The organism is Moraxella sp. K1664, from assembly GCF_039693965.1.
In the GTDB taxonomy this organism is placed as follows: Bacteria; Pseudomonadota; Gammaproteobacteria; order Pseudomonadales; family Moraxellaceae; genus Moraxella.
On the sequence record NZ_CP155576.1, the window covers coordinates 602,787 to 626,311 of the forward strand.

At 46.2% G+C, this 23,525-nt stretch carries 21 protein-coding genes and 1 pseudogene; 11 read left to right on the forward strand and 11 right to left on the reverse strand.

The annotated features are described in order from the left end of the window. The first annotated feature begins 480 nt into the window (after positions 1 to 480). From ccoS to AAHK14_RS03265, 8 genes are all read left to right on the forward strand, one after another. The gene (ccoS, locus tag AAHK14_RS03230) at positions 481 to 693 is read left to right on the forward strand and encodes a cbb3-type cytochrome oxidase assembly protein CcoS (protein ID WP_062498601.1); all 213 of its coding nucleotides are present in this window, start codon (positions 481 to 483) and stop codon (positions 691 to 693) included. Continuing rightward, positions 690 to 1,463 carry a sulfite exporter TauE/SafE family protein gene (locus tag AAHK14_RS03235; RefSeq protein WP_156065186.1) on the forward strand — a complete coding sequence of 258 codons (774 nt, stop codon included), beginning with the start codon at positions 690 to 692 and terminating at the stop codon, positions 1,461 to 1,463. The genes ccoS and AAHK14_RS03235 overlap by 4 nt, the downstream gene beginning before the upstream one ends. Before the next feature lie 335 nt (positions 1,464 to 1,798). Then, positions 1,799 to 2,686, forward strand: a complete 888-nt coding sequence (locus AAHK14_RS03240) for a LysR family transcriptional regulator (protein ID WP_065256607.1) — start codon at positions 1,799 to 1,801, stop codon at positions 2,684 to 2,686. 356 nt (positions 2,687 to 3,042) lie between these two features. Further along, complete coding sequence (rapA, locus tag AAHK14_RS03245; protein ID WP_194092528.1) at positions 3,043 to 5,889, forward strand: RNA polymerase-associated protein RapA; 2,847 nt, start codon at positions 3,043 to 3,045, stop codon at positions 5,887 to 5,889. Positions 5,890 to 5,906: 17 nt separating this feature from the next. Then, a complete protein-coding gene (locus tag AAHK14_RS03250; protein WP_065256609.1) occupies positions 5,907 to 6,263 on the forward strand; it encodes a hypothetical protein in 357 nt (118 codons plus the stop codon). 28 nt (positions 6,264 to 6,291) lie between these two features. Beyond that, positions 6,292 to 6,981, forward strand: coding sequence for an SMI1/KNR4 family protein (locus AAHK14_RS03255; RefSeq protein WP_065256610.1), 690 nt, complete (start codon positions 6,292 to 6,294; stop codon positions 6,979 to 6,981). A 176-nt stretch (positions 6,982 to 7,157) separates the two neighbouring features. Then, positions 7,158 to 8,651: a YifB family Mg chelatase-like AAA ATPase gene (locus AAHK14_RS03260; protein ID WP_065256611.1), complete on the forward strand. Its 1,494-nt coding sequence runs from the start codon at positions 7,158 to 7,160 to the stop codon at positions 8,649 to 8,651. A 26-nt stretch (positions 8,652 to 8,677) separates the two neighbouring features. Then, positions 8,678 to 9,397, forward strand: a complete 720-nt coding sequence (locus tag AAHK14_RS03265) for a DNA repair protein RecO C-terminal domain-containing protein (RefSeq protein ID WP_065256612.1) — start codon at positions 8,678 to 8,680, stop codon at positions 9,395 to 9,397. A gap of 147 nt (positions 9,398 to 9,544) precedes the next feature. Here AAHK14_RS03265 and AAHK14_RS03270 read toward each other — a convergent pair. From AAHK14_RS03270 to AAHK14_RS03290, 5 genes and pseudogenes are all read right to left on the reverse strand, one after another. After that, positions 9,545 to 11,197 (reverse strand): annotated as a pseudogene (locus AAHK14_RS03270) (fatty acid--CoA ligase). A 162-nt stretch (positions 11,198 to 11,359) separates the two neighbouring features. Next, the gene (locus AAHK14_RS03275; protein WP_065256613.1) at positions 11,360 to 11,971 is read right to left on the reverse strand and encodes an OmpW family outer membrane protein; all 612 of its coding nucleotides are present in this window, start codon (positions 11,969 to 11,971) and stop codon (positions 11,360 to 11,362) included. Positions 11,972 to 12,499: 528 nt separating this feature from the next. Next, positions 12,500 to 13,036, reverse strand: coding sequence for a YecA family protein (locus tag AAHK14_RS03280; RefSeq protein ID WP_062501706.1), 537 nt, complete (start codon positions 13,034 to 13,036; stop codon positions 12,500 to 12,502). Positions 13,037 to 13,132: 96 nt separating this feature from the next. After that, positions 13,133 to 13,348: a hypothetical protein gene (locus AAHK14_RS03285; protein WP_029102430.1), complete on the reverse strand. Its 216-nt coding sequence runs from the start codon at positions 13,346 to 13,348 to the stop codon at positions 13,133 to 13,135. Positions 13,349 to 13,904: 556 nt separating this feature from the next. After that, positions 13,905 to 15,152, reverse strand: coding sequence for a hypothetical protein (locus AAHK14_RS03290; protein WP_156065192.1), 1,248 nt, complete (start codon positions 15,150 to 15,152; stop codon positions 13,905 to 13,907). Positions 15,153 to 15,383: 231 nt separating this feature from the next. On the opposite strand from AAHK14_RS03290, the gene serB reads away from it, so the two are divergent. Further along, on the forward strand, positions 15,384 to 16,589 hold the full coding sequence (gene serB / locus AAHK14_RS03295) for a phosphoserine phosphatase SerB (protein ID WP_065256615.1): 1,206 nt from the start codon (positions 15,384 to 15,386) through the stop codon (positions 16,587 to 16,589). Between the two features lie 107 nt (positions 16,590 to 16,696). Continuing rightward, positions 16,697 to 17,218 (forward strand): hypothetical protein, encoded by a 522-nt coding sequence (locus tag AAHK14_RS03300; protein ID WP_062500574.1) that lies wholly within the window; start codon positions 16,697 to 16,699, stop codon positions 17,216 to 17,218. A 124-nt stretch (positions 17,219 to 17,342) separates the two neighbouring features. Here the strand turns inward: AAHK14_RS03300 and AAHK14_RS03305 are convergent, their stop codons facing one another. The 4 genes from AAHK14_RS03305 to ppx all read right to left on the reverse strand — a co-directional run bounded on the left by AAHK14_RS03305 (position 17,343) and on the right by ppx (position 22,041). Next, positions 17,343 to 18,818, reverse strand: coding sequence for a UvrD-helicase domain-containing protein (locus tag AAHK14_RS03305; protein WP_065256616.1), 1,476 nt, complete (start codon positions 18,816 to 18,818; stop codon positions 17,343 to 17,345). A gap of 103 nt (positions 18,819 to 18,921) precedes the next feature. After that, complete coding sequence (locus AAHK14_RS03310; protein ID WP_065256617.1) at positions 18,922 to 19,728, reverse strand: acetyl-CoA carboxylase carboxyltransferase subunit alpha; 807 nt, start codon at positions 19,726 to 19,728, stop codon at positions 18,922 to 18,924. Between the two features lie 74 nt (positions 19,729 to 19,802). Beyond that, positions 19,803 to 20,480, reverse strand: a complete 678-nt coding sequence (locus AAHK14_RS03315) for a hypothetical protein (protein WP_065256618.1) — start codon at positions 20,478 to 20,480, stop codon at positions 19,803 to 19,805. A 4-nt stretch (positions 20,481 to 20,484) separates the two neighbouring features. Next, positions 20,485 to 22,041, reverse strand: coding sequence for an exopolyphosphatase (ppx, locus tag AAHK14_RS03320; RefSeq protein WP_065256619.1), 1,557 nt, complete (start codon positions 22,039 to 22,041; stop codon positions 20,485 to 20,487). Between the two features lie 142 nt (positions 22,042 to 22,183). Here ppx and AAHK14_RS03325 point away from each other — a divergent pair, with 142 nt between their 5' ends. Continuing rightward, positions 22,184 to 22,444, forward strand: a complete 261-nt coding sequence (locus AAHK14_RS03325) for a hypothetical protein (RefSeq protein WP_156065195.1) — start codon at positions 22,184 to 22,186, stop codon at positions 22,442 to 22,444. Here AAHK14_RS03325 and AAHK14_RS03330 read toward each other — a convergent pair. Together AAHK14_RS03330 and AAHK14_RS03335 are read right to left on the reverse strand one after the other, a co-directional pair. Further along, positions 22,429 to 23,097 carry a hypothetical protein gene (locus AAHK14_RS03330; RefSeq protein ID WP_065256621.1) on the reverse strand — a complete coding sequence of 223 codons (669 nt, stop codon included), beginning with the start codon at positions 23,095 to 23,097 and terminating at the stop codon, positions 22,429 to 22,431. The genes AAHK14_RS03325 and AAHK14_RS03330 overlap by 16 nt on opposite strands. Then, positions 23,090 to 23,518 (reverse strand): hypothetical protein, encoded by a 429-nt coding sequence (locus tag AAHK14_RS03335; protein ID WP_065256622.1) that lies wholly within the window; start codon positions 23,516 to 23,518, stop codon positions 23,090 to 23,092. Before AAHK14_RS03335 ends, AAHK14_RS03330 begins: the two co-directional genes overlap by 8 nt. Positions 23,519 to 23,525: the final 7 nt, after the last annotated feature.

Here is a 23,525-nt window from a genome sequence, read left to right on the forward strand (position 1 = left end):
ACAGCTGTGGCAAGTGATTTTGTAAAAAATCAGTGTATGGCTGTTCATATGGCTGTTCATATGGCTGTTCATATGACCATTTATCCATGCTATTTATCCATGCTAAACGTTTGGCATCACCTACCAAATATTAAATCGGCTCGGTCGGCTTTTAAGAAACTTTTAAGAAATTTAAGAAACTTTTAAGAAAAAAGTTATGTTTATCCAAAAACCATAAATTTTTTATGGGCTTTTAAAAATTTGCTGTCAAAACTGATAAATGTGTTAAAATGTGGATTATTTGCAAACACAATTTACCTAATGTCATGAATAAGATATGATTATTTGGTTGCACATAACATGACCACATAACGCATTTTATAAAAATGCCATGAGTATGGGCATGCCCCAATCAATGACCAATATAAAAGATGAGTGAAAAGATAAAAAACCCTGATTTGGGTAAACTAGCAAAGAACTTGTGCTTTTGGAACAGATGACATGACCAGTATCTACCTACTCATTCCGCTAAGTCTTATGTTGTTCGTTGTGGCGATTTGGGCGATTGCTTATGCGGTCAAGTCCAACCAGTTTGAAGATTTAGACAATGCCCCCGACCAAATCATCTTAGATGACCGTCAAGCTCGCCGTGATGCCTTAAATCACGCCAGCAAGGCAACCCAAAACAACCAACGTAATAAGGATGACGCATGAGTATCGTATTATTAGCGCCCGCCCTTGCCATGGGCTTTTTGGGATCACCACACTGCATGGGGATGTGTGGTGGTATCGTAACTGCTTTTGGCATCTCCATGAAGAACCTAAGCCCACAAAAACGTGGCATGCTCATCGCAACCTATCACACTGGACGTTTGATGAGTTATATGGCTCTTGGGCTGATTGCAACCATCTTTGGCGAGACGGTGCTTGCCCCCTTCATGACGGGCAACGCCCTGCCCCGCATCGTGCTGGGTCTGGCGATTGTGTTTGCCGCCCTGCTCATGCTTGGCGTGCCATTTCTAAATCGCCTTGAAAAAGTGGGACTGGGTCTTTGGAATCGCCTTGCTCCCATCCGTCAAAAGGTACTGCCCATGGACAGCCTGCCTAAGGCTCTTGGGGCAGGACTGCTGTGGGGACTGCTGCCTTGTGGTCTGGTCTATGGGGCTTTGGTGATGGCGATGAGTGTGGCGGCGACAGGACATGAACCCATCATGGGCGTACTGTTCATGCTTGTCTTTGGACTGGGTACTCTGCCCATGCTTATCATGACCGGGGCAACGCTATCATGGTTACAACAAAAGGTCAAGACCTTTAACCTGCGTAAATTTAGCGGTGCTGTCATGCTCATCTCAGGGCTGTTTGTCATGCTCTCGCCTACCGTCATGCACCTCATGCACGGTCATCATCATGGCGGGCATGCCCATCACAATCATGAACATAGCCATGAGCATGGTCATGCACATAGTCATGAACACAGCCATTAAATGAGCCAAGACGCTCATGCAGGGCATGAACATCATCATGGACATGGTGAACATCAGCACAGTCATGAACACAGCTCTCATGGACACAGCCACGACCACCATCATTAAATGCCATCATCAAAGCCCCGTCATGGGGCTTTGACATGATTGGGCGGATGTTTTTATGGACACGCAAAGCCAACCCCCAAAACCTATGGCAAATATCGAATTCATTGGGTGTACAACAAACCACACCCCATTATCAATCACTACTTATTCTCATTGCTAGCCTTTTTAACCTGAAAAATTTTTGATTTTATGATAAAATACTGAAAAATTTTTAACCCAAAACCGCCATGCTAGAAATCCGCCATTTGCAAATGCTCTCCGCCCTTGACCGCCTCGGTTCGCTTGCCATGACTGCCGATGAGCTCAATTTGACCGCATCCGCCATTTCTCACCAGTTAAAAGAGCTAGAAAGCTATTATGACATTACGCTGGTCAATCGCCGTACTCGCCCTGTAACCTTTACGCCAGCAGGTCGCTTGGTTTTGCAGCTTGCCGATAATGTCCTGCCGCAAGTCGCTCGCACCAAAGCCGACATAAGACGTTTGGCACACGGACAAGCAGGGCAACTAAGACTGGCAAGCGAGTGCCATAGCTGTTTTGATTGGCTCATGCCGATTTTAAATGTCTATCGTAACGAGTATAGCGATGTGGAGTTGGATTTTGCCTCTGGCTTTGAACCCGAACCACACCAAATGCTCCTAGACGGCGACATTGACCTACTCATCACGGCAAGCGATTTGCCGATAGATGGGATTTATTATGAGCCACTGTTTACCTACGAAAGTCGCCTTGTGATGTCGCCCACGCACCGCTTGGCAAGCCATAGCGTGATAACTCCTACCGACCTAGCGGACGAGACACTCATCGCCTATCCTGTGGAGCAGACTCGCCTTGATGTCATTGCTAAATTTTTAGAGCCAAATGGCGTTACCCCCAAACATATTCGCACGACCGAGCTTACCGCCATGCTCATTCAGCTGGTGGCAAGCGAGCGGGGTGTGTCGGCACTGCCCGACTGGGTGGCGAGCGAATATGAGAAAAAAGGCTGGGTGGTAACACGTCCGCTCGGGGCGGGGGTATATTGTCAGCTGTATGCAGGGGTGCGTGCAAGTAGTATGGATATGGCGTATGTGAAGGGGTTTTTGGGGTTACTTGAAGGGATTAAAAAGCCGTAATCGGACAGTAAAAGATGATGGCAAATATAGTGATTTTGACGGATTGGCATTTGATGTGGATAAATTTGGATAATATGTTTGATTTATCTTAGGCAGTTTTTATTTTATTTTGCCTTGTCAAATAAAATCTTTCTATTTTAATCTTGCCACCTTTAACCCCATCAAACTTAACCCTGTTAAACCACGCCTAAAAATGGGACAACCATCATTTACGCTATTTACCCCCTGCCACCCACAACAAATTTTTATTGCAAAATCCCACCTATTTCACTTAAAATAATCAATTTGCCTTTATAAAATGGGGATTGCCCCCATAAATATAAATTCATCACATCTTTACCGAGCGTTAAATTTTTATGAGCGTATTTGCCATTGGTCAGCGTTATTTGTCCGATTCTGAGAGTAATTTGGGGTTGGGCGTGGTCATCGAAGTGGACGACCGCTGTGTTCACATCTTATTCCCCCAAAGCGAAGAAAAACGAGTATATGCCAAAGCGTCCGCTCAACTGTCACGGGTGGTCTTTGGCAGTGGCGACACCATTTTTGACCAAGACGGGCAAGAGTTCGTGGTGGCAAGCTGTGAAGAGATAGCCGATGTCATGCGTTATCACTTGACCTGTGGCAAAAGTCTCATGGAAACTCGCCTATCGGCAAACATCACGCTCGCCAAGCCCTTGGAGCGACTGTTGGCAGGACGCATTGAGCATAATGAGCATTATGAAGTCCGCCAAGACGCCTTGAAACTCAACGCCATGCTCACCCGTCACCCCTTGCGTGGACTCATCGGGGCAAGAGTGGATATCATCAACCATCAGCTCTACATCGCCCACGAAGTCGGCAAACGCCTAGCCCCCCGAGTACTGTTGGCGGATGAAGTGGGACTGGGCAAGACGATAGAAGCAGGGCTTATCGTTCATCAACAGCTCATCACAGGACGGGCAAATCGAGTGCTTATCCTTGTTCCTGACAGCTTACAATATCAGTGGATGATAGAGTTAAAACGCCGATTTAACTTAGACTTTGCCATTTTTGACCTAGTACGGACAGCGTCCATCAAAGAGCATAACCCTGATGAAAACGTCTTTGGCACCGAACAGCTCATCATTGCTAGCATTGATTTATTGCTTGACCATCACGACCTATATGAGCAGGCGTATGCGTCGGGCTTTGATTTACTTGTGGTGGATGAAGCCCATCATCTGCATTGGGACAGCGAACAAGGCGGTAATGACAAATACGAGCTGGTGGCGGATTTTGCCAATCACATCGCAGGGGTATTATTACTCACTGCAACCCCTGAACAGCTTGGCGTGGAGAGTCATTTTGCCCGCCTGCGACTGCTTGACCCACACCGATTTGATGACCTAGATGATTTTATCGCGTCCCAAGACGCCTTTGCGGACGTGGCAATGGTGGCAACCTTGCTGATAGACGGTAAAGATTTGACCGACAAACAAATCACGGCAGTGGCAGGACTGCTCGGCTTTGATGTCAGTGAGATTGCCGACATCAACACCAATGACAAGCTCCGTCAGCACATCATTAACGAGCTACTAGACCGTCACGGCACAGGGCGAGTGCTATTTCGTAACACCCGAGACAGCGTACAGGGCTTTTATGGGCGTACCAGTATCGCCTATCCACTCCCCCTACCAACAGCGTGGCAAAATACCCCTTATACTCATGGCAAACTGCGTGAACAGCTGTGGGGCGAAGAGAGTTTTCCTGACGGCTCGTGGCTAGAAGCTGACCCCCGAGTGCCGTGGCTCATTGAGCTATTAAAAAATGACCTAAAACACAACAAAGTCCTACTCATCGCCCGTTCAGGGGCAACCATTGAAAGTTTAGAGGCGGTACTGCGTCTGCATGCTGGCATTAAGACCGCCATTTTTACCGAGCAGATGAGCCTGCTAGAACGTGATCAAGCGGCAGCCTATTTTGCTGATACACATGGGGCTCAGATACTGCTGTGTAGCGAGATTGGCTCAGAGGGGCGTAATTTTCAATTTGCCCAAGATTTGGTGCTGTTTGATTTGCCTGCCAACCCTGACACGTTAGAGCAACGTATCGGACGACTTGACCGTATCGGACAAATCGCCCAAATCCGCCTGCACGTCCCCTTTGTCGTTGGCACTGCCCAAGAACGCTTGTATCATTGGTATGACCACGCCCTAAATATTTTTAACCACATCAGTCCGACCGCCCAAACAGTGCAAGAGCATTTCATCGCTGATCTAAAACCCATGCTAGAAGGACAAAACAGCTTTGATGACTTTAATAGACTTGTAGCAAATGCAACCGCTCTACGCATACAACTTGAAAAAGAACTACAAGCAGGACGAGATCGCCTGTTAGAGTATAACTCATGCCGCCCCAGCGTATCAGGGCGTATCGTACAAGCCATGCACGAGATGGATAATGCACAAGTATTGCCAGTATTTCTTGACCGCTATCTGGACGCACTCAACGTCGATTATAGCATTAGCCGTGATGATTCGTGGGTCATTCATCCCATTGACAGCACCGAAGTGCAGGACATCTCGGGACTGCCCCTTGACGAAGACGGTATGACCCTAACTTTTGACCGCACCCAAGCCCTGACCCGTGAAGACATGGCGTACATGACCTTAGAACATCCGCTCATGACGGGCGTGTTGGAGTCCATCAAGTCAGGCACCTTTGGCAACACCAGCGTGGTGCTGTTAAAGTCATCCGCCATGCCACAGGGTCTGATGCTCATCGAAAACCACTTTCGAGTCGAAGCCATCGCCCCCAAGCACCTAAACCTATCTGCCTATCTCTCAGGGCAAATCATCCGTGTGCTACTTGCCGAAAATGGCAACGACCTAACCAAAGTGGCAACCCCCGACAAACTTCTGCCCATCATTGACAGACTGGACAAAGCCAAAGCCCGTCAAGTCGTCAAGGCAAGACATGAAGTCATCGGCAACATCACCGCCCTAGCCAAAACCAAGGCAACCGATGAGCTGTCCGCCATCAGTACATCCGCCCAAAGCCAATTTGCCGACCATCTGGACAAAGAGATAGGACGATTGCAACGCTTACAAGCCATCAATCCCAACGTGCGAGATGATGAAATTGCACAGCTCATTGAGATGAAAGAGCAGGGCCTGACGGCATTGGCAAATCTATCGCTCGTGCCTGACAGCATTCGTGTGCTGATTTGTGTCAAACCTGATTAACCTAAAAGGGAAGTTTTATGCCCCATCTTACCCTAGAATTATCCAAAAACCTAAAAATCGCCGATGAAGCCGACTTATTGTTAAAAATAAATACTGCCCTATTTGAAAGCGGTCAATTTGCCAAGTCCAAAGACATCAAAAGCCGTGTGTATCATGCGACAGACAGTCTTATCGGACTGGCATTTGATGACGGTGAGCATTTTGTCGTGGCACATTTGGCGATTATGGCAGGTCGCAGTGATGAGATAAAGGCGGATTTGGTTGGGCGTGTGATGAGCGTACTACAAAGCGAGATTGGTAAGACTTATCAAAACGTGCAATATGCGGTCAATTTAACCGAATTGTCCGATGTTTATCAAAAGGCGATTGTTTAATTCATGGCTTAAACCACAAGGAAACATCATGAATTATCTACAATACTTGGATTATTTAGAAAAGACTTATGAAGTTACTTTGCCAAGTTTATACAAACAGCTTGCCAAAGATGATATGCTGGATATGCAAACTGGCGTGCCAAATTGGTATCAAGATGTATTCCCAAAACTTGTGCAAAATCCGCCTTTTTTACTCGTGTCTTATGAATATGAGCTGTATTCGCCTGATGAGATGATTGCCTGTACCAAAGACCATCTGCCAAGCCAAGATGACGGCGATTGGTTTTATCTAAAACCAGAGTACGAAAACCGCTTGGTGATGTTTGCCCAGTGTGGCAACGGCGACTGTTATGCCTTTTATTATGAACACGACAAGCACAGCGAGCCACAGATTGTCAGAATTTGCCATGACTGTGAAAGCGAATATGTGGCAAAAAATCTGCAAGAATTTATGGTATATAAAATGCTTGAAGTGGCTTTGGTGGGGCAGGATAGCCCAAACATCAAAGAATATTTACTGGCTCAATTACGCACGCACAGTCCTTATTTAACACCTGTCCAAATTGAGCGTTTAAATGACGTGTATCAAAAAGAACCTGTCAAAAACAATCATGGTGATTGGGTTTTATTAAATAATGACGAGTTTGATACGTTGGTTGATGAGCTAATCCCTTTTGATAAAAGAGATGAGACCTTTGAGCTTTATGAATATGAATAACCGTGGTTTAACTGATGTTTTAGGGATTGTAGGGAAAATTGCAATTCGCCCAATGATTAAAATTTGATAAATTTTAATAAAAGGTAAATTGTAATTTTCCCTACAAATTTATTTGCAAGCATTATCTATTAACCACACCAACCATTACCAATCCTAAAATTTAAGATTATAAACCCATGTCCTTCGCCCAAATCCACACCCGTTCTGTCATCGGTCTGACCGCACCGCCTGTTACGGTGGAAGTCCACATCTCCCAAGGCTTGCCTGCTCTAACCATGGTCGGCTTGCCCGAAGCGTCTGTGCGTGAAAGCAAAGACCGTGTCCGCTCGGCGATTATCAACAGTGGCTTTGACTTTCCCAATCGCCGTATCACGATTAACCTTGCCCCTGCTGACCTACCCAAGGACGGGGCTAGGCTTGATTTGCCCATTGCCATTGGGATTTTGACGGCAAGCGGACAGATTGATGAGACGGTGCTGGATAATTTTGAATTTGTGGGTGAGCTTGCCCTAAATGGCGATTTGCGTGGGGTAACAGGCTCGCTGTCGGTGGCTCGCACCCTAAAAAGCGGTGGGCGAACACTAATGTTGCCAAGTGCCAATGCGTCCGAAGCGGTGCAAGTGGCGGATATTTGTGTGCTGGGGGCGAATAATCTTGCCCAAGTCTGCCGTCATCTAAACGCTATCAATGGCGGCAATACAGACGATAGGCTGACCCCAACCGCCATACCGACCACCAAAACGGTGGCGACTTATCCGCTTGATTTGTCCGATGTCAAAGGGCAACACCACGCCCGCAGAGCGTTGGAGATTTGTGCCACAGGCGGGCATTCTATGCTGTTTAAAGGTTCGCCTGGTTCGGGCAAAACCTTAATGGCAAGCCGTCTGCCGAGCATTTTACCGCCCTTGACCGATGATGAAGCCCTAGAAGTGGCAAGCGTGTATTCGGTGGCAGGACTGCCTTATGAATTTGGTGTACGTCCGTTTCGCTCTTGTCATCATACCATGAGTGCGGTGGCGTTGTCGGGCGGTGGTTCACGCCCCAAACCAGGGGAGATTAGTTTAGCTCATCAGGGCGTTTTGTTTCTTGATGAATTGCCCGAATTTGACCGCAAGACCTTAGAAGTCATGCGACAGCCGTTAGAGTCCAAAGAGATTATCATCAGCCGAGCCAACGCCCAAGTGGCTTATCCTGCCAATTTTCAGCTTATCGGAGCAATGAATCCGTGTCCGTGTGGCTATCATGGCGACCCGTCCAATCGTTGTCGCTGTACGCCCGACCAAGTCCGCCGTTATCAGGACAAAATCTCAGGCCCCTTGCTTGACCGCATTGACCTGCATATCCACGTCCCTGCCATGCCGATAGACGACCTGCAAAACGCCCCGCAAGGCGAGCCGTCCGCTGTGGTGCGTGAGCGAGTTGCCAAAGCTCGTCAAATCGCCCTAGACCGTCAAGGCAAAGCCAACAGCGAGCTGACCCCAAGCGAGATTGATACACACATACCGCTCGGCACGGCAGAAAAACAGCTTCTAGCGACCGCCCAATCACGGCTCAATCTCTCCGCTCGTAGCTATCATCGGGTGCTAAGAGTAGCTCGCACCATTGCTGACCTGGCAGGGGCGGATAGGGTGGGCGTGGCTCATTTGGCGGAAGCGGTGAGTTATCGCTAACTTATTTTTATATCAAGCGACCCATCATGAAAAACGAGCCACTGACCGGCTATCTGCTACACGCCCGAGCCTACCAAGAAAAACGGGCGATTTATCAGTTTTTTAGTGCCGAACATGGCGTGGTGCATGGCGTGGGCGTGCGTGGTATGCCGTCCTTTGCGGTCATTGAGCTGTTTGCCAGTGGGCAAAACGCCCTAAAAAACTTCACCCAAATTCACATCACGACCACATCGCCCCCACGCCCTTTGGGGCAAAATCAGTACGCCCTGCTCTATCTTAATGAACTCATCTGCCGACTCATCGCCCCCGAAAACCCCTGCCCTGCCCTATGGCAACACTATCATGACAGCATAACACAGCTCCAAGCTGTCAGTCATGACATGAGCGATGGCACAGCTCATGAGATGGATAACATGAAACAGATACTACGGCAGTTTGAGAGAGCGTTGTTTGATGAGCTGGGCGTAGGCATTGACTGGGGTGCAGATGAGACAGGACGGGCGATTGACGTGCAGGCATATTATGACTTTATCCCCACACGGGGCTTTGTCAGCACCGATGGCACTGGCACATCAGGGGCGGTGATTAGGGCGGTCAGTGAGTCAGACCATCATCAGCCAAGCCCCACTGCCTTGGCACTACTCGGACAAGTACATCGAGCGATGATAGACTACCTGCTTGACTACAAACCCCTAAACAGCCGTAAGCTATGGGCAGAGCAGGTCAGATATCGCCAGTTGTCTTAACCGCCTGCCCTGCGTTTGTTATACAGTCAAAGAATTTTAAAATTACCACAAATTTATGTCATGTAGACGTAGGGACGTGCTGAGCACGTCCTTTGATAACGCCAATTTTAGGGTGCAAAGTCAGCCCGATAAACCTATGGCAGTCAATTACAACTCACCATCCGCCACAAGCATACGAATTACCTTTTTGTCGTGCTTGCCCACGCTGGTTTTGGGAATGTCGGCGACAAAACGTAGCTCGTTGGGTATGCCGTATTTGGGGATAATCTCACGTTCATAGGCTTGGTGTGCCAATGCCAAAATATCATCAGGCGTAATGTCGTCATGATTTGGCTTTTTGACCACCAGTGCCAAAGGTCGCTCGCCCCATTTGTCATCAGGCACACCGATGACGGCAATGTCTGCCACAGACGGGTGCAACGACAAAATCGTCTCAATCTCCAATGACGACACCCACTCGCCCCCTGATTTGATGACATCTTTTAGGCGGTCGGTAACTCGCACCACGCCTTTATCGTCCATGTGGGCAATGTCTTGGGTGTGCAGATAGCCACCCGTCCACAGCCCATCGCCTGCGTCTTGGTTTTTAAAATAACTCTGGGTCAGCCATGGTGTACGCACCACCACCTCGCCTGCCGTTTTGCCGTCTTGGGGTAGGATTTGCCCGTGTTCATTCCAGATTTGCAAATCCACCAGTGGCACAGGCACGCCCGTACTCACCCGAGTGGCAAGTGAGTTCTCAGGCGTTAAAGGCTATTTTTTGTCAAAAGTTGCCACCGTAATCACAGGGCAAGTCTCACTCATGCCATAGGCGGTATAAACCTGTATGCCATGGACTAGGGCGGATTTGGCAAGCCCTTCGGTCAGACGGGAGCCACCGATAATCATCTTTAAGCCGTCAAAGGCAATATCACGCTCGCTTGCTTCTTTTAACATCATTTGCAAAATGGTCGGCACGCAGTGGGTAAAGCTAACCTTGTGTTTGATTGCCAAATCCACCAACAGGCTTGGTACATAACGGCTCGGATAGATTTGTTTTAACCCAATCATGGTCGCCACATAGGGAATGCCCCAGCCATTGACATGAAACATCGGCGTAATCGGCATATACACGTCCGAGTATCTCAGTCCGACTTCATCGGGGTTTAGGCTTGCCCCCATTGTCACCGCCATGGCGTGCAGGACGATTTGGCGGTGGCTAAAAAATACGCCCTTGGGGTCGCCTGTCGTGCCAGACGTATAAAAAGTCGTGGCAATGGTGTTCTCATCAAAATCTTCAAATTCAAATGTGTCATCAGCACGGCTTAGTAGCTCTTCGTATTCACCTACCACAAAATCAGGGGCAGGCGTGGCGTGGTCGTCAAGCCAAATGATTTTCTCAACGCTTGGCACGTCATGGACATGATTACCAATCATCGGCATAAATTCAGAATTTAACAGTAACGCCTTGGGTTTGGCGTGGTTTAGGGTGTATAGGATTTTTTCTGGCGATAGGCGGATATTGACCGTTTGCAAAATTAGCCCAAGCATGGGAATGGCAAAATACGCTTCTAGGTAGCGATGACTGTCCCAGTCCATGACCGCCACGACATCGCCTCGTTTTAGCCCCAAATCGGTCAAAACATTGGCAAAACGCTGTATCCGCCCCAAAAACTCCCGATAAGTAAATCGGGCTTTGTCAGCATAAAAAATCTCTTGGTCAAGCGAGACGGTTTTGGCTCGGTTTAACAGCTGTTTGATGATGAGTGGAAAAGGATAGGCGTGGGGGCTGGCTTCATAGCCGTGAATGTGGTCGTGCATGGTGTGTCCTTACAAATGAAAACAAAAAAATCATCAATCCTAAAATTATCAATCCTAAGACTGATGACCTAGCATAACTCATTTAAAAACACTTGTAAAGATTTTTATAAACAAAAATCCCCAACCAACGGTCAGGGATTTGATGTCTAACTGATATACAGATTAGAATTTATGGCTAACACCTAGGGCATAGACCACAGGGTTTACTTCTAGCTCACCGATTTTGGCACCATCAACTTCCAAATCAGTTTTTAGGTCTACATAACGTACGTCAGCAAACAGACCCCATGGTGATGATGGCTTAGAGTAGGTCACACCGATTTGAGCGGCAGGGGCGACCACAGTGTCTGCTTCTAGTTTAGCATTGCTACCAAGAAGTTCTTCTTCATAAGGAACAAGTACAGTGGCACCAAGACCAATGTTAGCACCAAAGCCATTAACTTCTGGAGTATTGTATTTAAAGGTTAAAGTTGGTGGCAAGTGCTTGAATTTAGCCACATCACTTCTGTTGGCATCATTGGCACCAACGCTGACAGTGTGCTCAAATGGGCTGGCTAATAGCAACTCTGCTGAAAATGGGCTGTTGGCAAAGCGATAGTCAAAAGAAGGCAATACTGCCATTTCGCTACTTACTTTAGCATTTGGAAGACCTGTGGCAATGTCTTTTTCCGCGGTTGGATCAAGATAACCTAGACCTGCTTTAAAAGTTAAGTTGGCAGACGCTGTGGCAGACAACGCCAGTACACTGGTCGCTAAAAGAATGTGTTTTAACATTGGGGATTACCTATTGTTAACAAAAAAGAAGTGCAAAATGGTTTTACACTTCCATTATAACGTATTTTTAATCATTTTGTCACAAAGTTTGGCATAATTATGACTAATTTTTATAAAAATTATCAAAAATGATAAAAATTGGTATGGCTAGGGCGTGCCTGCCTTTTGTATTTGCAATGAAAAATGCCTGTTTAAAAAAGCAGGGAAATCGCACGTTTTTCAAGGAAAAAGTGAAGTTTGATAGTCGTTCTATCAAACGAGCTTTTGACGATGAAAAACAATCCGACCACTTAATTTAAAAAATTGAGTTAAAATCTTGAAAATTTACCCGATTAAGTGGTCGGATAGCCATTTTTCATGCAAAAACGATTAGTTTTTTCTAAAATATTTCTATATTAGACTTCTTTCCAAACCCCGATTTTTGTGGATTTTTAAAAACCTCAACCCCAATACTTATAAGGGTTTATTTTTAGTTTGGAAAGAGATTTATTGTAAATAGTGTTATAAAGGGCAGGCACGCCCTAACCATCAGTCATTGGTATGGAACAACAAAAACAGCTCAGTGACATTGCCTTCTAGGCTGTTGGCAAGCTGTACCATCATGTCAATGTCGCCTCTCATCATGCCAAGTTCTTCACTCTCTTCATCCATGCCTGATAAGATGACCATCGGCAAGGTCAGCTCCGCCACATCTTCTTCGGTGTCGGCATCATCAAACCAGTCCACAGACTCGTCGCCATACATCGCCTCAATAAAGCCGATACACCACGCCACCACATCTGAGTCTTCGCCAAAGTCTTCTTCGTCGTCATCGGCATCAAAGGGTAGCTCAACAGGCTCTTCGTCTTTTAGGGTTTGATAAATCTCATCTCGCCATGCCGTCAGGGCGGTTTTGACATCAACACTCACGTCATTTTCATGCCCATCAAAATAGACAGACAGCCAATTTGGCAACGGCTTGCCGACAATACTGGCGGTCAAAAACCCATGCGTGGCAACAGGGTCAAAGCCATAAGGGTTCGTCTCTTCGCTGTATAGTAGCGTTATTAATTCATCACGGGTCATGGGTGTACTCTTGGGGTTTGGATTAAAATAGCATGGCTAAAAGTAACATGATTAGATGACAGACAGATGACAACAACAACTTAGCCTAAGGTAAGTTTAGGCATCAAAATCATCATCGTCCAAATCATCAAATTCGGCAAAATCATCGTCATCTTCTAAGGCACGCATGAGTTTATTTAGGCGTTGCTCTTCGAGCATGGCGTCGATTTTAAGGCGTTTTTCTAAGGGCTTGGCTTTGGTGTCGTCTGCCAGTTGGGCATCGGCATCTTCTTCAAAATTATCATCATCAAAATCATCATCAAGACCGCTCATGATAACTCCTTTTGGATAAATGGGTTGGGGTAAATAAATAATGGGCAAGATGAGTAAATTTGTTTTTATTTTTAAACTAATTTAGCAAAAACAAACTGACCCAATTTCAAAATCCTTATAAAGGTAAAATCATCTTTTGTCAAGTAATTTTTAAAAATATTAGGGCGTGCTGAACCTTTATAGCACTATTTACAATAAATCTCTTTCCAAACTAAAAATAAACCCTTATAAGTATTGGGGTTGAAGTTTTTAAAAATCCACAAAAATCGGGGTTTGGAAAGAAGTCTAATATAGAAATATTTTAGAAAAAACTAATCGTTTTTGCATGAAAAATGGCTATCCGACCACTTAATCGGGTAAATTTTCAAGATTTTAACTCAATTTTTTAAATTAAGTGGTCGGATTGTTTTTCATCGTCAAAAGCTCGTTTGATAGAATGACTATCAAACTTCACTTTTTCCTTGAAAAACGTGCGATTTCCCTGCTTTTTTAAACAGGCATTTTTCATTGCAAATACAAAGATTCAACACGCCCTACCATCCCCCATTTTTATCCATTAGCCAGACAGCAATACTTTGTCTCGCACTCGCTCCAATGTCTCGGCATGAGAGATACTCACATGTCTTAGATGACGGCATTCACGCTCGGCAACACTAATCGGATCGGCAAGTTTTAGAAAATTACCATGGGGCGACAGACCCGTGACGACACGGTTTGGCAGTAGTACCAATGGCGTTTTACGGTGTTTTATCCCCACGCCCACCACTTCATCTTGACGGGCGATGTCGCTAACATAAGTACGCATGGGCAGGGCAAAGCGTTTGAGTTCACGGTGCTTGTCATAGATGGTTTGATTAAGCATGAGTGCCAGCCGTGCCAGCAGGATGGATGCTAGGGCGGATTTGCTATATTTATCCTTACCTGACAGCACGATACGACAGCCTTGGTCATCAAAGGGCAAAATACTCTCTACGCTGACCCCATGAAACACTGGCAAGGCAAGCAGTTCTGTGGTCGCCTTACTCAGTAGCTGATGACACAGTGAAAAATAGACGTTTTTGGTCTGATTGCCCACCGTGGCAAGCAGGTCATTGGGGTCGTCAAAGCGGGCTTGGATGACATAAGTATGCTCGCTTTGCGTTTGATGTGACGGCTCAGATTGGGCAGGGGGCGTGTCATGCTTGGCGTGAGGTGTGCCAGATGAGCCTGTTTGAGTGCCGATGGGGTCGCCACTGCTGTGGGCGTGGTTCTTTTGATTGACATCATACAGCAGTCCCTTGGCAAGCAGGCGGTTACGCACGTCATGGGAAATCTCAATGCGAATGGCGTCGGTCGGGCGTGCCACATAGCCATAAATGAGCAATAGCAGTGCATGTAAAAACGCCACCCCCACCAGATACATCCAGTTATCAGAGATAATCTTGGCTCGATTAATCTCATGCGTCTGTACCGTCACATAGCCCAGTACGCTTTGACTGCCTGTCACCACTTCTTTGACCGCATGCCCCTGTGTCTCTTTACCCACAGGCACGAGCAGATTGTCATTCACATCATACACCCCCACAAATGCCACGTCATCGCCCCGAATGTAGCGATTTGCCACCACGCTCATGCTAATGCGGTCGTTAATGCTAAGCGGTGCAGACAACTCTTCGGCAATCGCCACCGCTTCCGCCTGTATGCTACGCTCATAACGCTCTTTTTGCTGTCGCTCGTTACTGATGACAAAAAACAGCAAATTTAGGGTTAAACTTACCAAAATAAAAACAGCAAATAAGCCGTGACGGGGGGCAGGATAGGTCATGATGAATCGTTCATTGGGCATGTGGACAAATAGGGTGTAGATTTTATCATTTTTTTTGTGAAATTTTAAGCACTTAAACTCATGCCGGCATGATTTGGATAAAATTTTACATAATATTGACCAAATTGTTATAAAATCTGAGTAATTAACACTCATGCCATTTTTAACTTTTCATTGCCTAGCTAAAAATGTTACAATAAAACGCAACATCAACAATAACGAGTACTAACGATGAATACTTACGCACTTCCCAAAGATTCTAAGGCATGGCAAAATGCCATTGACCGTGTGGCACATCTTTTGCCTGAGGGTACAACAGGCAGTATTCAGGCTCTAAAACAGTTGCCTGTGTTTGCCATCATCTTGGTCGTGGCAAAGACAGCAGTTGATGAGCTGACGGACAGCGGTCGGCAGATGGATGAGGTGGTGCAAGCATGGAGCAGTGAGCAAAGGGGTTGGCAAGCGGTGGCGGTTTTTGATGATGAGACGGCAGTCGCCAACGCACACCTGATAGGCACACATGAGCATCTCTCGGACGTGGCAGTGTATCGCTATCTGCTCATCCCAACTGACCACAAAGAGATGAGTGCCGACAAGCGTGAGGCGGTCGCCCATATCATTGACGAACAGCTGACGGCTTATCTAAGAAAGGTGTTAAAACCCAAGCCTAATTATCAATTTCAAGTTGATGAGACAGGACAAATATCCGAACTCACGCCCGAGCAGTTGACTCAGTTTAAAAAAGGCTATATTGACGTTCACATCCTTTCTATCGCCCAAACGCTCCGTCGTCATAAACTTGTCTGCTTTGACATGGATTCAACGCTCATTCATCAAGAGGTTATCGTTGAGTTGGCACGCATTGCTGGCGTGGCGGACAAGGTTGCAGAGATTACCGAATCTGCCATGCGTGGTGAGATAGATTTTAATGAAAGTTTTGCCAAACGTGTGGCACTCTTAGAGGGAGTGGATGTCTCGGTGGTTGATGAGATTATCAAAGACCACATCAGCTTCTCAGAGGGAGCATTTGCCACCATCAAAGCTCTAAAAAGCAAAGGCTGTCGCACGGTGCTGATATCGGGAGGCTTTACCCCATTTGCCAAATACGTTGCCGAGACGTTGGGCATGGATGAATATCATGCCAACCCCCTACTGGCAACAGGCGGTAAGCTGACAGGTGGGGTCGAGCGTGGCATCATTGATGGCAAAGCCAAAGCCCGCATCGTCGCTCATGTCGCTGACAAGATGGCGATAGACATGGAAGAAGTGGTGTGCGTGGGCGATGGGGCAAACGATTTGCCGATGATGGCGATTAGTGACATTGGTGTTGCTTATAAAGCCAAGCCCATCGTACGTGTTAAAGCCGATGCATCAGTCAATATCACAGGACTAGAAGGCGTGCTGTATGCCATGGGTCATCGCTTTGATAAACGATAAGCCCGAGCGACACCCCGAGCGATACATCAAAGACAAGTTACCAAAAAACACTTTATAAACGCTCGGATTTGCGTTAGAGTATTATTTTTTGCTATTTTGAGAACATCATGCCAACTTTACCCATCATTGACGTAAAAACCGACCCTTTGGACGCCCTGCTATATGGCTTGGGACTGCGACTGTCATCCCTATCCAAGGGCGATAACGAAACTTATCACAACCTAGTCAAAGACAAAGAACTTGCCATTCAATTTAAAAGTGGCGATGACGTGGCACGCTACTACCGCTTTGTTGATGGGCATTTTGGGCAGGCATTGGGGACTGCCAGACATGCCGATTTGACCATTGATTTTAAAGACTCCATGACGGGCGTGCGACTACTCACCAAAGGCGACATCGCAAGTTTTATGAGTGCCGTCCAAGATGGTGATGTGGTTATCTCGGGTGACTATAAGCTCGTGCTGTGGTTTGCAGGTGTTGCCAAACAAGGGGCGAGCTTGCCTGAACCTTATGCTGATTATGTCAAACAAGCCAAGCCGTATTTTGAGCAGGCTCGTCCTTATCTAAATAAAGCGGTTGATTTTACCAATAAGACATTTGGCAAAAAGTTTGGTAAGTCTGGTAAATAACATCTCATTTATCAAATACACACCAAAAAAGACTGTGGGGCGTGGCATACACGCCCTTTTTTTAAAATGGGTGCAACAAATTACCCCAAGTTATCCTCCAATTTTACTCGCCACACCCATTACCCTACCCATACACCAATTTCTTACCGCTTACCAGTCCTGCCAACAGCTCCTTAATGCCGTCCACGTCCAGCACATCCCTGCCCCGAGTGCAGGCGACATAGAGCAGGCGTAGCTCTTCGGGGCTGATTTTGACCGTTTGGCGATTGACATCGTACAAAAAATCATCATCTATCTGCACCCGACCCCATTCTAGCCCTTTGGATTTGTGGGCGGTAGAGACAACATAGTCAGCGTGCGAGTGCGTGGTTAGGTTATTGATGGCGGATGTGATGGTCTTGGTGCCATGCTCTTCGATGAGTCGCACCCATGTTTTTAGGTCACTGCCTTCGCCTGTCTCGCTAAATTCTTGGACTTCGCCCCAATGACTAAAAAAAGCAAGCTCGGGCGTGCCATAGGCGGATTTGCCATGTTTTAAGCTGTCCGCCCCTTGGCAAAATCGTAGCATCCTTGCACTGTCAGCTTGCAAGGCGACTTTATGCCCCATCTTTTGCCCTGCCAACAGACGTGCCATGGCGTTGGCATTGGTGCGACACAGGATGGCATCTTTTTGTCCATTTGCCAACAGGCGTGCGGTCATCGAATGTTTGGCAGGGTTGCCTTTTAGGGGAATCTCTTCTTGTAATGCCTTTAAAAAAATATTGGCAACTTTGGCAATCTCATCGCCAAAGCGAAACGACTGCGTGAGCAAGGTGGCAGGATAGGGCAAGCGTTTCATCGCATTGGTCGCCCCCCGCCATTCATAAATCTGCTGATGAGCATCCCCGACATAGATGGTCTGCTTATTTTGTTGTAATAACGCCCCCATCATGAGTGGGTCGGCATCTTGGGCTTCATCAAACAGGATGAAGTCGGCAGGAATGATGGGACTTGAGAGTGTCCACAGTTTTAGATAGACATCATGCCCTATCCCTGCACTGTGGCGTGGGTCGATGGACGACAGCCAGCGATATTCAAAGGCAGGATAGAGTAGCTCTTGCAAGCGTGCCTTGTCAGCATCCGACAGCCAAGATGGGGGCGTGATGTGGCGTGGGGCAGGATAGGCAGATGACGTCTTACAAAACGTGATGATGGCTTCGCTGATGATATTAGCAAGTTTGGCAGGGGTCAGCACCACGGATTTTTTGACCCCGTCAAAACTTCGCTCTACTTCGATGGCGGTCAAGCCAAGCTCCGTTGCCAGCCTAGCAGGGGTCAGCCGTGGCAGGCTCACTTTGGCGGTAATACCCCGTGGCACATGGCGATAGGCGAGCGAGTGAAAGGTTTGGCATTTGACATTGGGGGGAAATTTGCCTTGGGCTTCGCTGGCGATGGATTTGTTAAATGCCAAATACAGCCCACGCCCACGCAAATTCTCACTGATGAGTTTGAGCGTCGTGGTCTTGCCTGCCCCTGCATACGCCACGATTTTAAAGGAATCGCCTGTCATCGCCATATTTAGGGCGGATAATTGCTCATCGGTGGGGGCGTATGCGGTCATGGCGGTCGGTCTGGATAAAACGTGGTATTATAGCAAATTTTGCCCGTGTTGTGGGTAGGACAATAATAAACCGCCCTTTTTGGCGGTTTTGCGGACATCACAATCACAGCGAAATTTTAGAATTAAATTTCATCAAACGCTCATACCGCCCAGACAACAGCTCATTTTTGCCCAGCATTTCAAGCTCGTTAAGCTGATGATTTAACAAATTTTTTAAATTTGTCATCACCACATCAGGCTCAATGTGTCCGCCAGCCCCTTCGTCCACGACTTCGTCAATCAGCCCCAACTGGTGCAAATTATTTGCTGACAGTTTCAAGGCTTCGGACGCATCAGGGGCTTTTTCGGCGGTTTTCCATAGAATAGATGCACAGCCTTCGGGGGAAATGACCGAATAAATGCTGTTTTGGAGCATATTGACCTTATCCGCCACGCCAATGGCTAACGCCCCGCCCGAACCGCCTTCGCCGATGACGGTAGCGATGATTGGGGTGTTGAGACTACTAAATACCGCAATCGCTTTGGCAATGGCTTCTGCTTGCCCACGCTCTTCTGCTCCGACACCAGGGTACGCCCCTGGGGTGTCAATGAACGTCAAAACAGGCAAACCAAAACGCTCCGCCATTTGCACAAGGCGAATGACCTTGCGATAGCCTTCGGGGCTTGCCATGCCAAAATTGTGGGTAATCCGCTCACGAGTAGAACGCCCACGGTGCTGACCGATGACCATGACAGGCTTGCCGTCAAAACGAGCAAGACCGCCCAAAATCGCACGGTCGTCTGCAAATGCACGGTCGCCATGCAACTCATCAAACTCGGTAAACAGCGTCTTGACATAATCCAAAAATAGTGGACGGTCGGCATGGCGGGCAAGTTTGACACTTTCCCAAACGCTCACAGGTTGGCTCATAATTTTGTCCTTGATAAATATTACAAATGTAAACTTATATAGTTTAGCATACTTTTTGGGGTTTGGGAAATGGTTTAGGGGTCGTCCCACGCTCGCCCATTGGTGTAGTTTTTCTTAACAAAAGGGAAATGGCTGGCGATTGGGTCTTGTTGGAGCATTTTTACCATGTTGCTAATTATCCAAACGCAACTTTTGAGACTTTCGGGAATGTATTTTTCATTTTGATGTTCAAAATAAAAAGTCGCCCCCATTTCATTGGAACTGATTACATAAGAAAAATCATGCCACAATGACTTTTTATAACTTATCGCAAACGACAGATTGCCCTTAGAAATATAAACACTTCCTATCTTATCAATCGGCATAGCCACAAGCTCTTCACCAAAAGGGTCATACACACGCACGTCTTGATGATTAATGGCAATAAAAGGAGTGATTTTTGGTAGATTCTTAATTACTTTTAATTGCTTTTTATATTGGTATTTGTCAATCATTGAAATGACCGCAAACATCACGATGAGTAGAAGCCAAAACCAAATAATATCCAGTATCGAATTACCCAAAGATAACAAAAGACCCAACACAAACAGTTGCCCTATCACCACCAAAGCACAAAACAACCAACCATGCAGATTGTCTTTTTTATAATACTCTGCAAATCGCTCTTTGGTAGCATTCTCACGCATGATGACAAACGGCAAGGGAATGCTCATACGGCTCGGAATATCATCATTGCTCTTGTATACGGTCATGGATTTACCCCACCACCGACAATTTCACGCCCCATTTGGCAAACTGAGCAATGTCGGCGGTAAGCTGACTGCTGATAAGCTCTTTGTGCAAGCCGTCGCCTAGCGTGATTTTCCAATGGTCTTTGTCTTTATCCATGACCGACAGATAAATGGGGGCGGATTTTATGGTGCGTGAGTGGTTGGCGGTAACGGCAAGGCGTAAAATCAGGCACAGATAGGCAAGTTTGCGACCGCCTAGGTTTTCAATAATATCTAGGTTTTCGGATTTAAGTTTTCGTCTGTGGTTTAGGGCAATTTGAGCCATGCTCGCCTGCCCTGATTGAGCAAAGCCTGCAATGTCTGAGAATTCCAACAAATACGCACTATGACGCTGATAGTTGCTATGACCCACGGCAAGCCCAACCTCATGCAAATTGGACGCACGGCGGAGCAAGTCCCTGTCTTCATCATCAAAGCCCAAATCTGCCTTGACCATGTCAAACAGTCGCCCACAAGTCGTCATGACCCGCCCCGCCTGCTTAAAATCCACCGAATACCGCTCGGCAAGGGCAGACACCGAACGGTCTCGCACGTCTTCGTTGTCAAGTCGCCCGAGCATATCGTACATCACGCCTTCACGCAACGCCCCGTCCGAATAATAAAGCTCTTTAATATCAAGCGTTTGCATGATTGCCAACAGCTCTGCCACTCCTGCTGGAAATACCGCTTGGCGATGAGCTTTTACCCCTTCAAAGGCGATTTTATCAATGTTGCCAAGTTTGATTAGGTGTTTTTTTAATTTTATCATGCCGTCCAGCGTGATGACGTCTTTGGCAAACCCTAGCTCTTCTAGCACAAGTTTACACGCCTTTGCCGTACCCGATGACGCAATGGCATTATCCCAGCCTGTTTTTTTGTAGCGTTTGGCAATGCTCAAAAGCTCGGTTTGGGTTGCCGTCATCGCCCCGTCAAACGCACGCTCGCTGATACGTCCGTCTGCAAAAAATTTACGGGTAAAAGACACACAGCCCATTTGCAAACTTTCCATTTCAATGGGTTCAAACCCTTGTCCGATGATAAATTCGGTACTGCCCCCACCGATGTCAATGACAAGGCGTTTGTCGGTACTGGCGTTGGAGTGCGACACGCCAAGATAGATAAGGCGAGCTTCTTCACGCCCTGCGATGACTTCAATGGGCTTTGGCAAAAAGGCATTGGCACGGCGGATAAATTCTTGGGCGTTCACCGCCTTTCTTAGGGCGTTGGTTGCCACCACCCTTAGGCGGTCGGGGCTGATTTCGCTAACATGGGGCAAAAAGCGTTTTAGGCAGTCAATGCCACGCTCCATGGCTTCTTCGGATAAGACGTTGTTTTCATCAAGCCCTGCCCCCAGTTGCACTTTTTCAGAAATGCTGGCGATACGGCGGACTTCGCCATGGTCAAGCCGAGCGATTGCCAAGTGAAAACTGTTTGACCCCAAGTCTATCGCCCCCAAAAGCTCATCACGGGACAGTCCTGTGTCGTGAATGGATTTGGCAATGGCTTCATGGCGGGCGGTGGTGTCTATCATTACAGGTTTCATGGCGGTTTTTCCAAAAAATATAAATGACTACTGTAAAATAAAATTGGCAAATTGTCTAGGGCTTTTTGGGGAAATTGGGTTGATTTGGGGTGGTGGGTGTTTTACAATAGGGTTATGTAAATCAACATCAAAGAGTAGCATTATGGTTATAGAAATCAGCCTATTGCCCCAAGTGGTTCAACAGCAAATCCTAGCGGTAGAACAAGGGCAAACGGTAGCATTTACCAATCACGGTAAAGTCATCGGCACATTGAGTGGAGAGAAACCGAAAGATAGCCTTATGGCGGTTGCAGGGATTTTGCAAGGTAAGAACATTGACGGTTTGGAATATGAACGTCAAATTCGCAGTGAATGGGTGCGAGAGTATGAAATTAACCGTTTTAATTATCAGTCTTTTGGTTGATATCTAAAGTCCATTACCATATGTCTAATTGTATAATCCAATCCCGATGAAGGATGTTTATGATTGCTATAAAACACTAAAGGATTCTTTGAGTCATAGACAATATCAATAACATTAACATAAGGCATTTCATCATTATCATCGCTGACAGTTTCATTTTTATTTGATAAAAACTTTTGCCAATCATTAAGTATATCTAACTGACTCTTAGAGCTTTGATTTATATAAATCAACACACCCCCTGCATTTTCGTTATGCAGACCAGTAGAGTATCGGTACATTAACTGTTTAAAACCATCATAAATTTTACTATTACTCCCTTTTATTTTACCCTCGCCAATCCATTGATAGTCTTCACCCGACAGCTCCACAACAATATCCGCATGACCATTAACAGAAGTGTCATGCCTTGCCATCCAGCCACACATTTCCAGCATATCACAAATGATTGTATTTATTAAATCCTCACCATTTCTAGAATTATCCCTCATGCCTTGAGCGTATTTATCTTTGGATTTAGCAAACTTCTTGATAATAAAATCAATATCGTTATACAATAATTCCAAAAATTCTTCGTAATTTTTAGGATTAAGAATACTAAGATTTCTGATAGCAGGATTAGATAATGTAGGGTTTTTTAATATTTTAGACATAATTAACAGCTTGCATCATTTTCTGAGTTGGGGAAAAAAAAGTTAACACCTGCTCTCCAAACTCCTGCTCAGACAGCTCCTTACCCGTAAAAGGATTAAAAAATTCTTTTTCTTTAATATCATCAATAATTTGTTGCTTATCTGGAACAATTTGGTAATCACCACGACAGTTTATTGCCTCAAAGTTCTGCTCCAACACTCCAAATTTATGTCTGGTTAATAAAAATACTGCATTATAAAACGTATTTTCATCAACTTTTGGACTAATATCATAAAGACGTGCAAAAGTTAGATGAGTTTTTTTGTCAGGTTCAGTAGAAAGATAATCAATAATCGCAAAACAAACTTTAGCCATATCATCACTGATACGACTTTCTTTTATTTTATCTTTAACATCAGATAAAAAATCTATGCTCTGCATAATAATA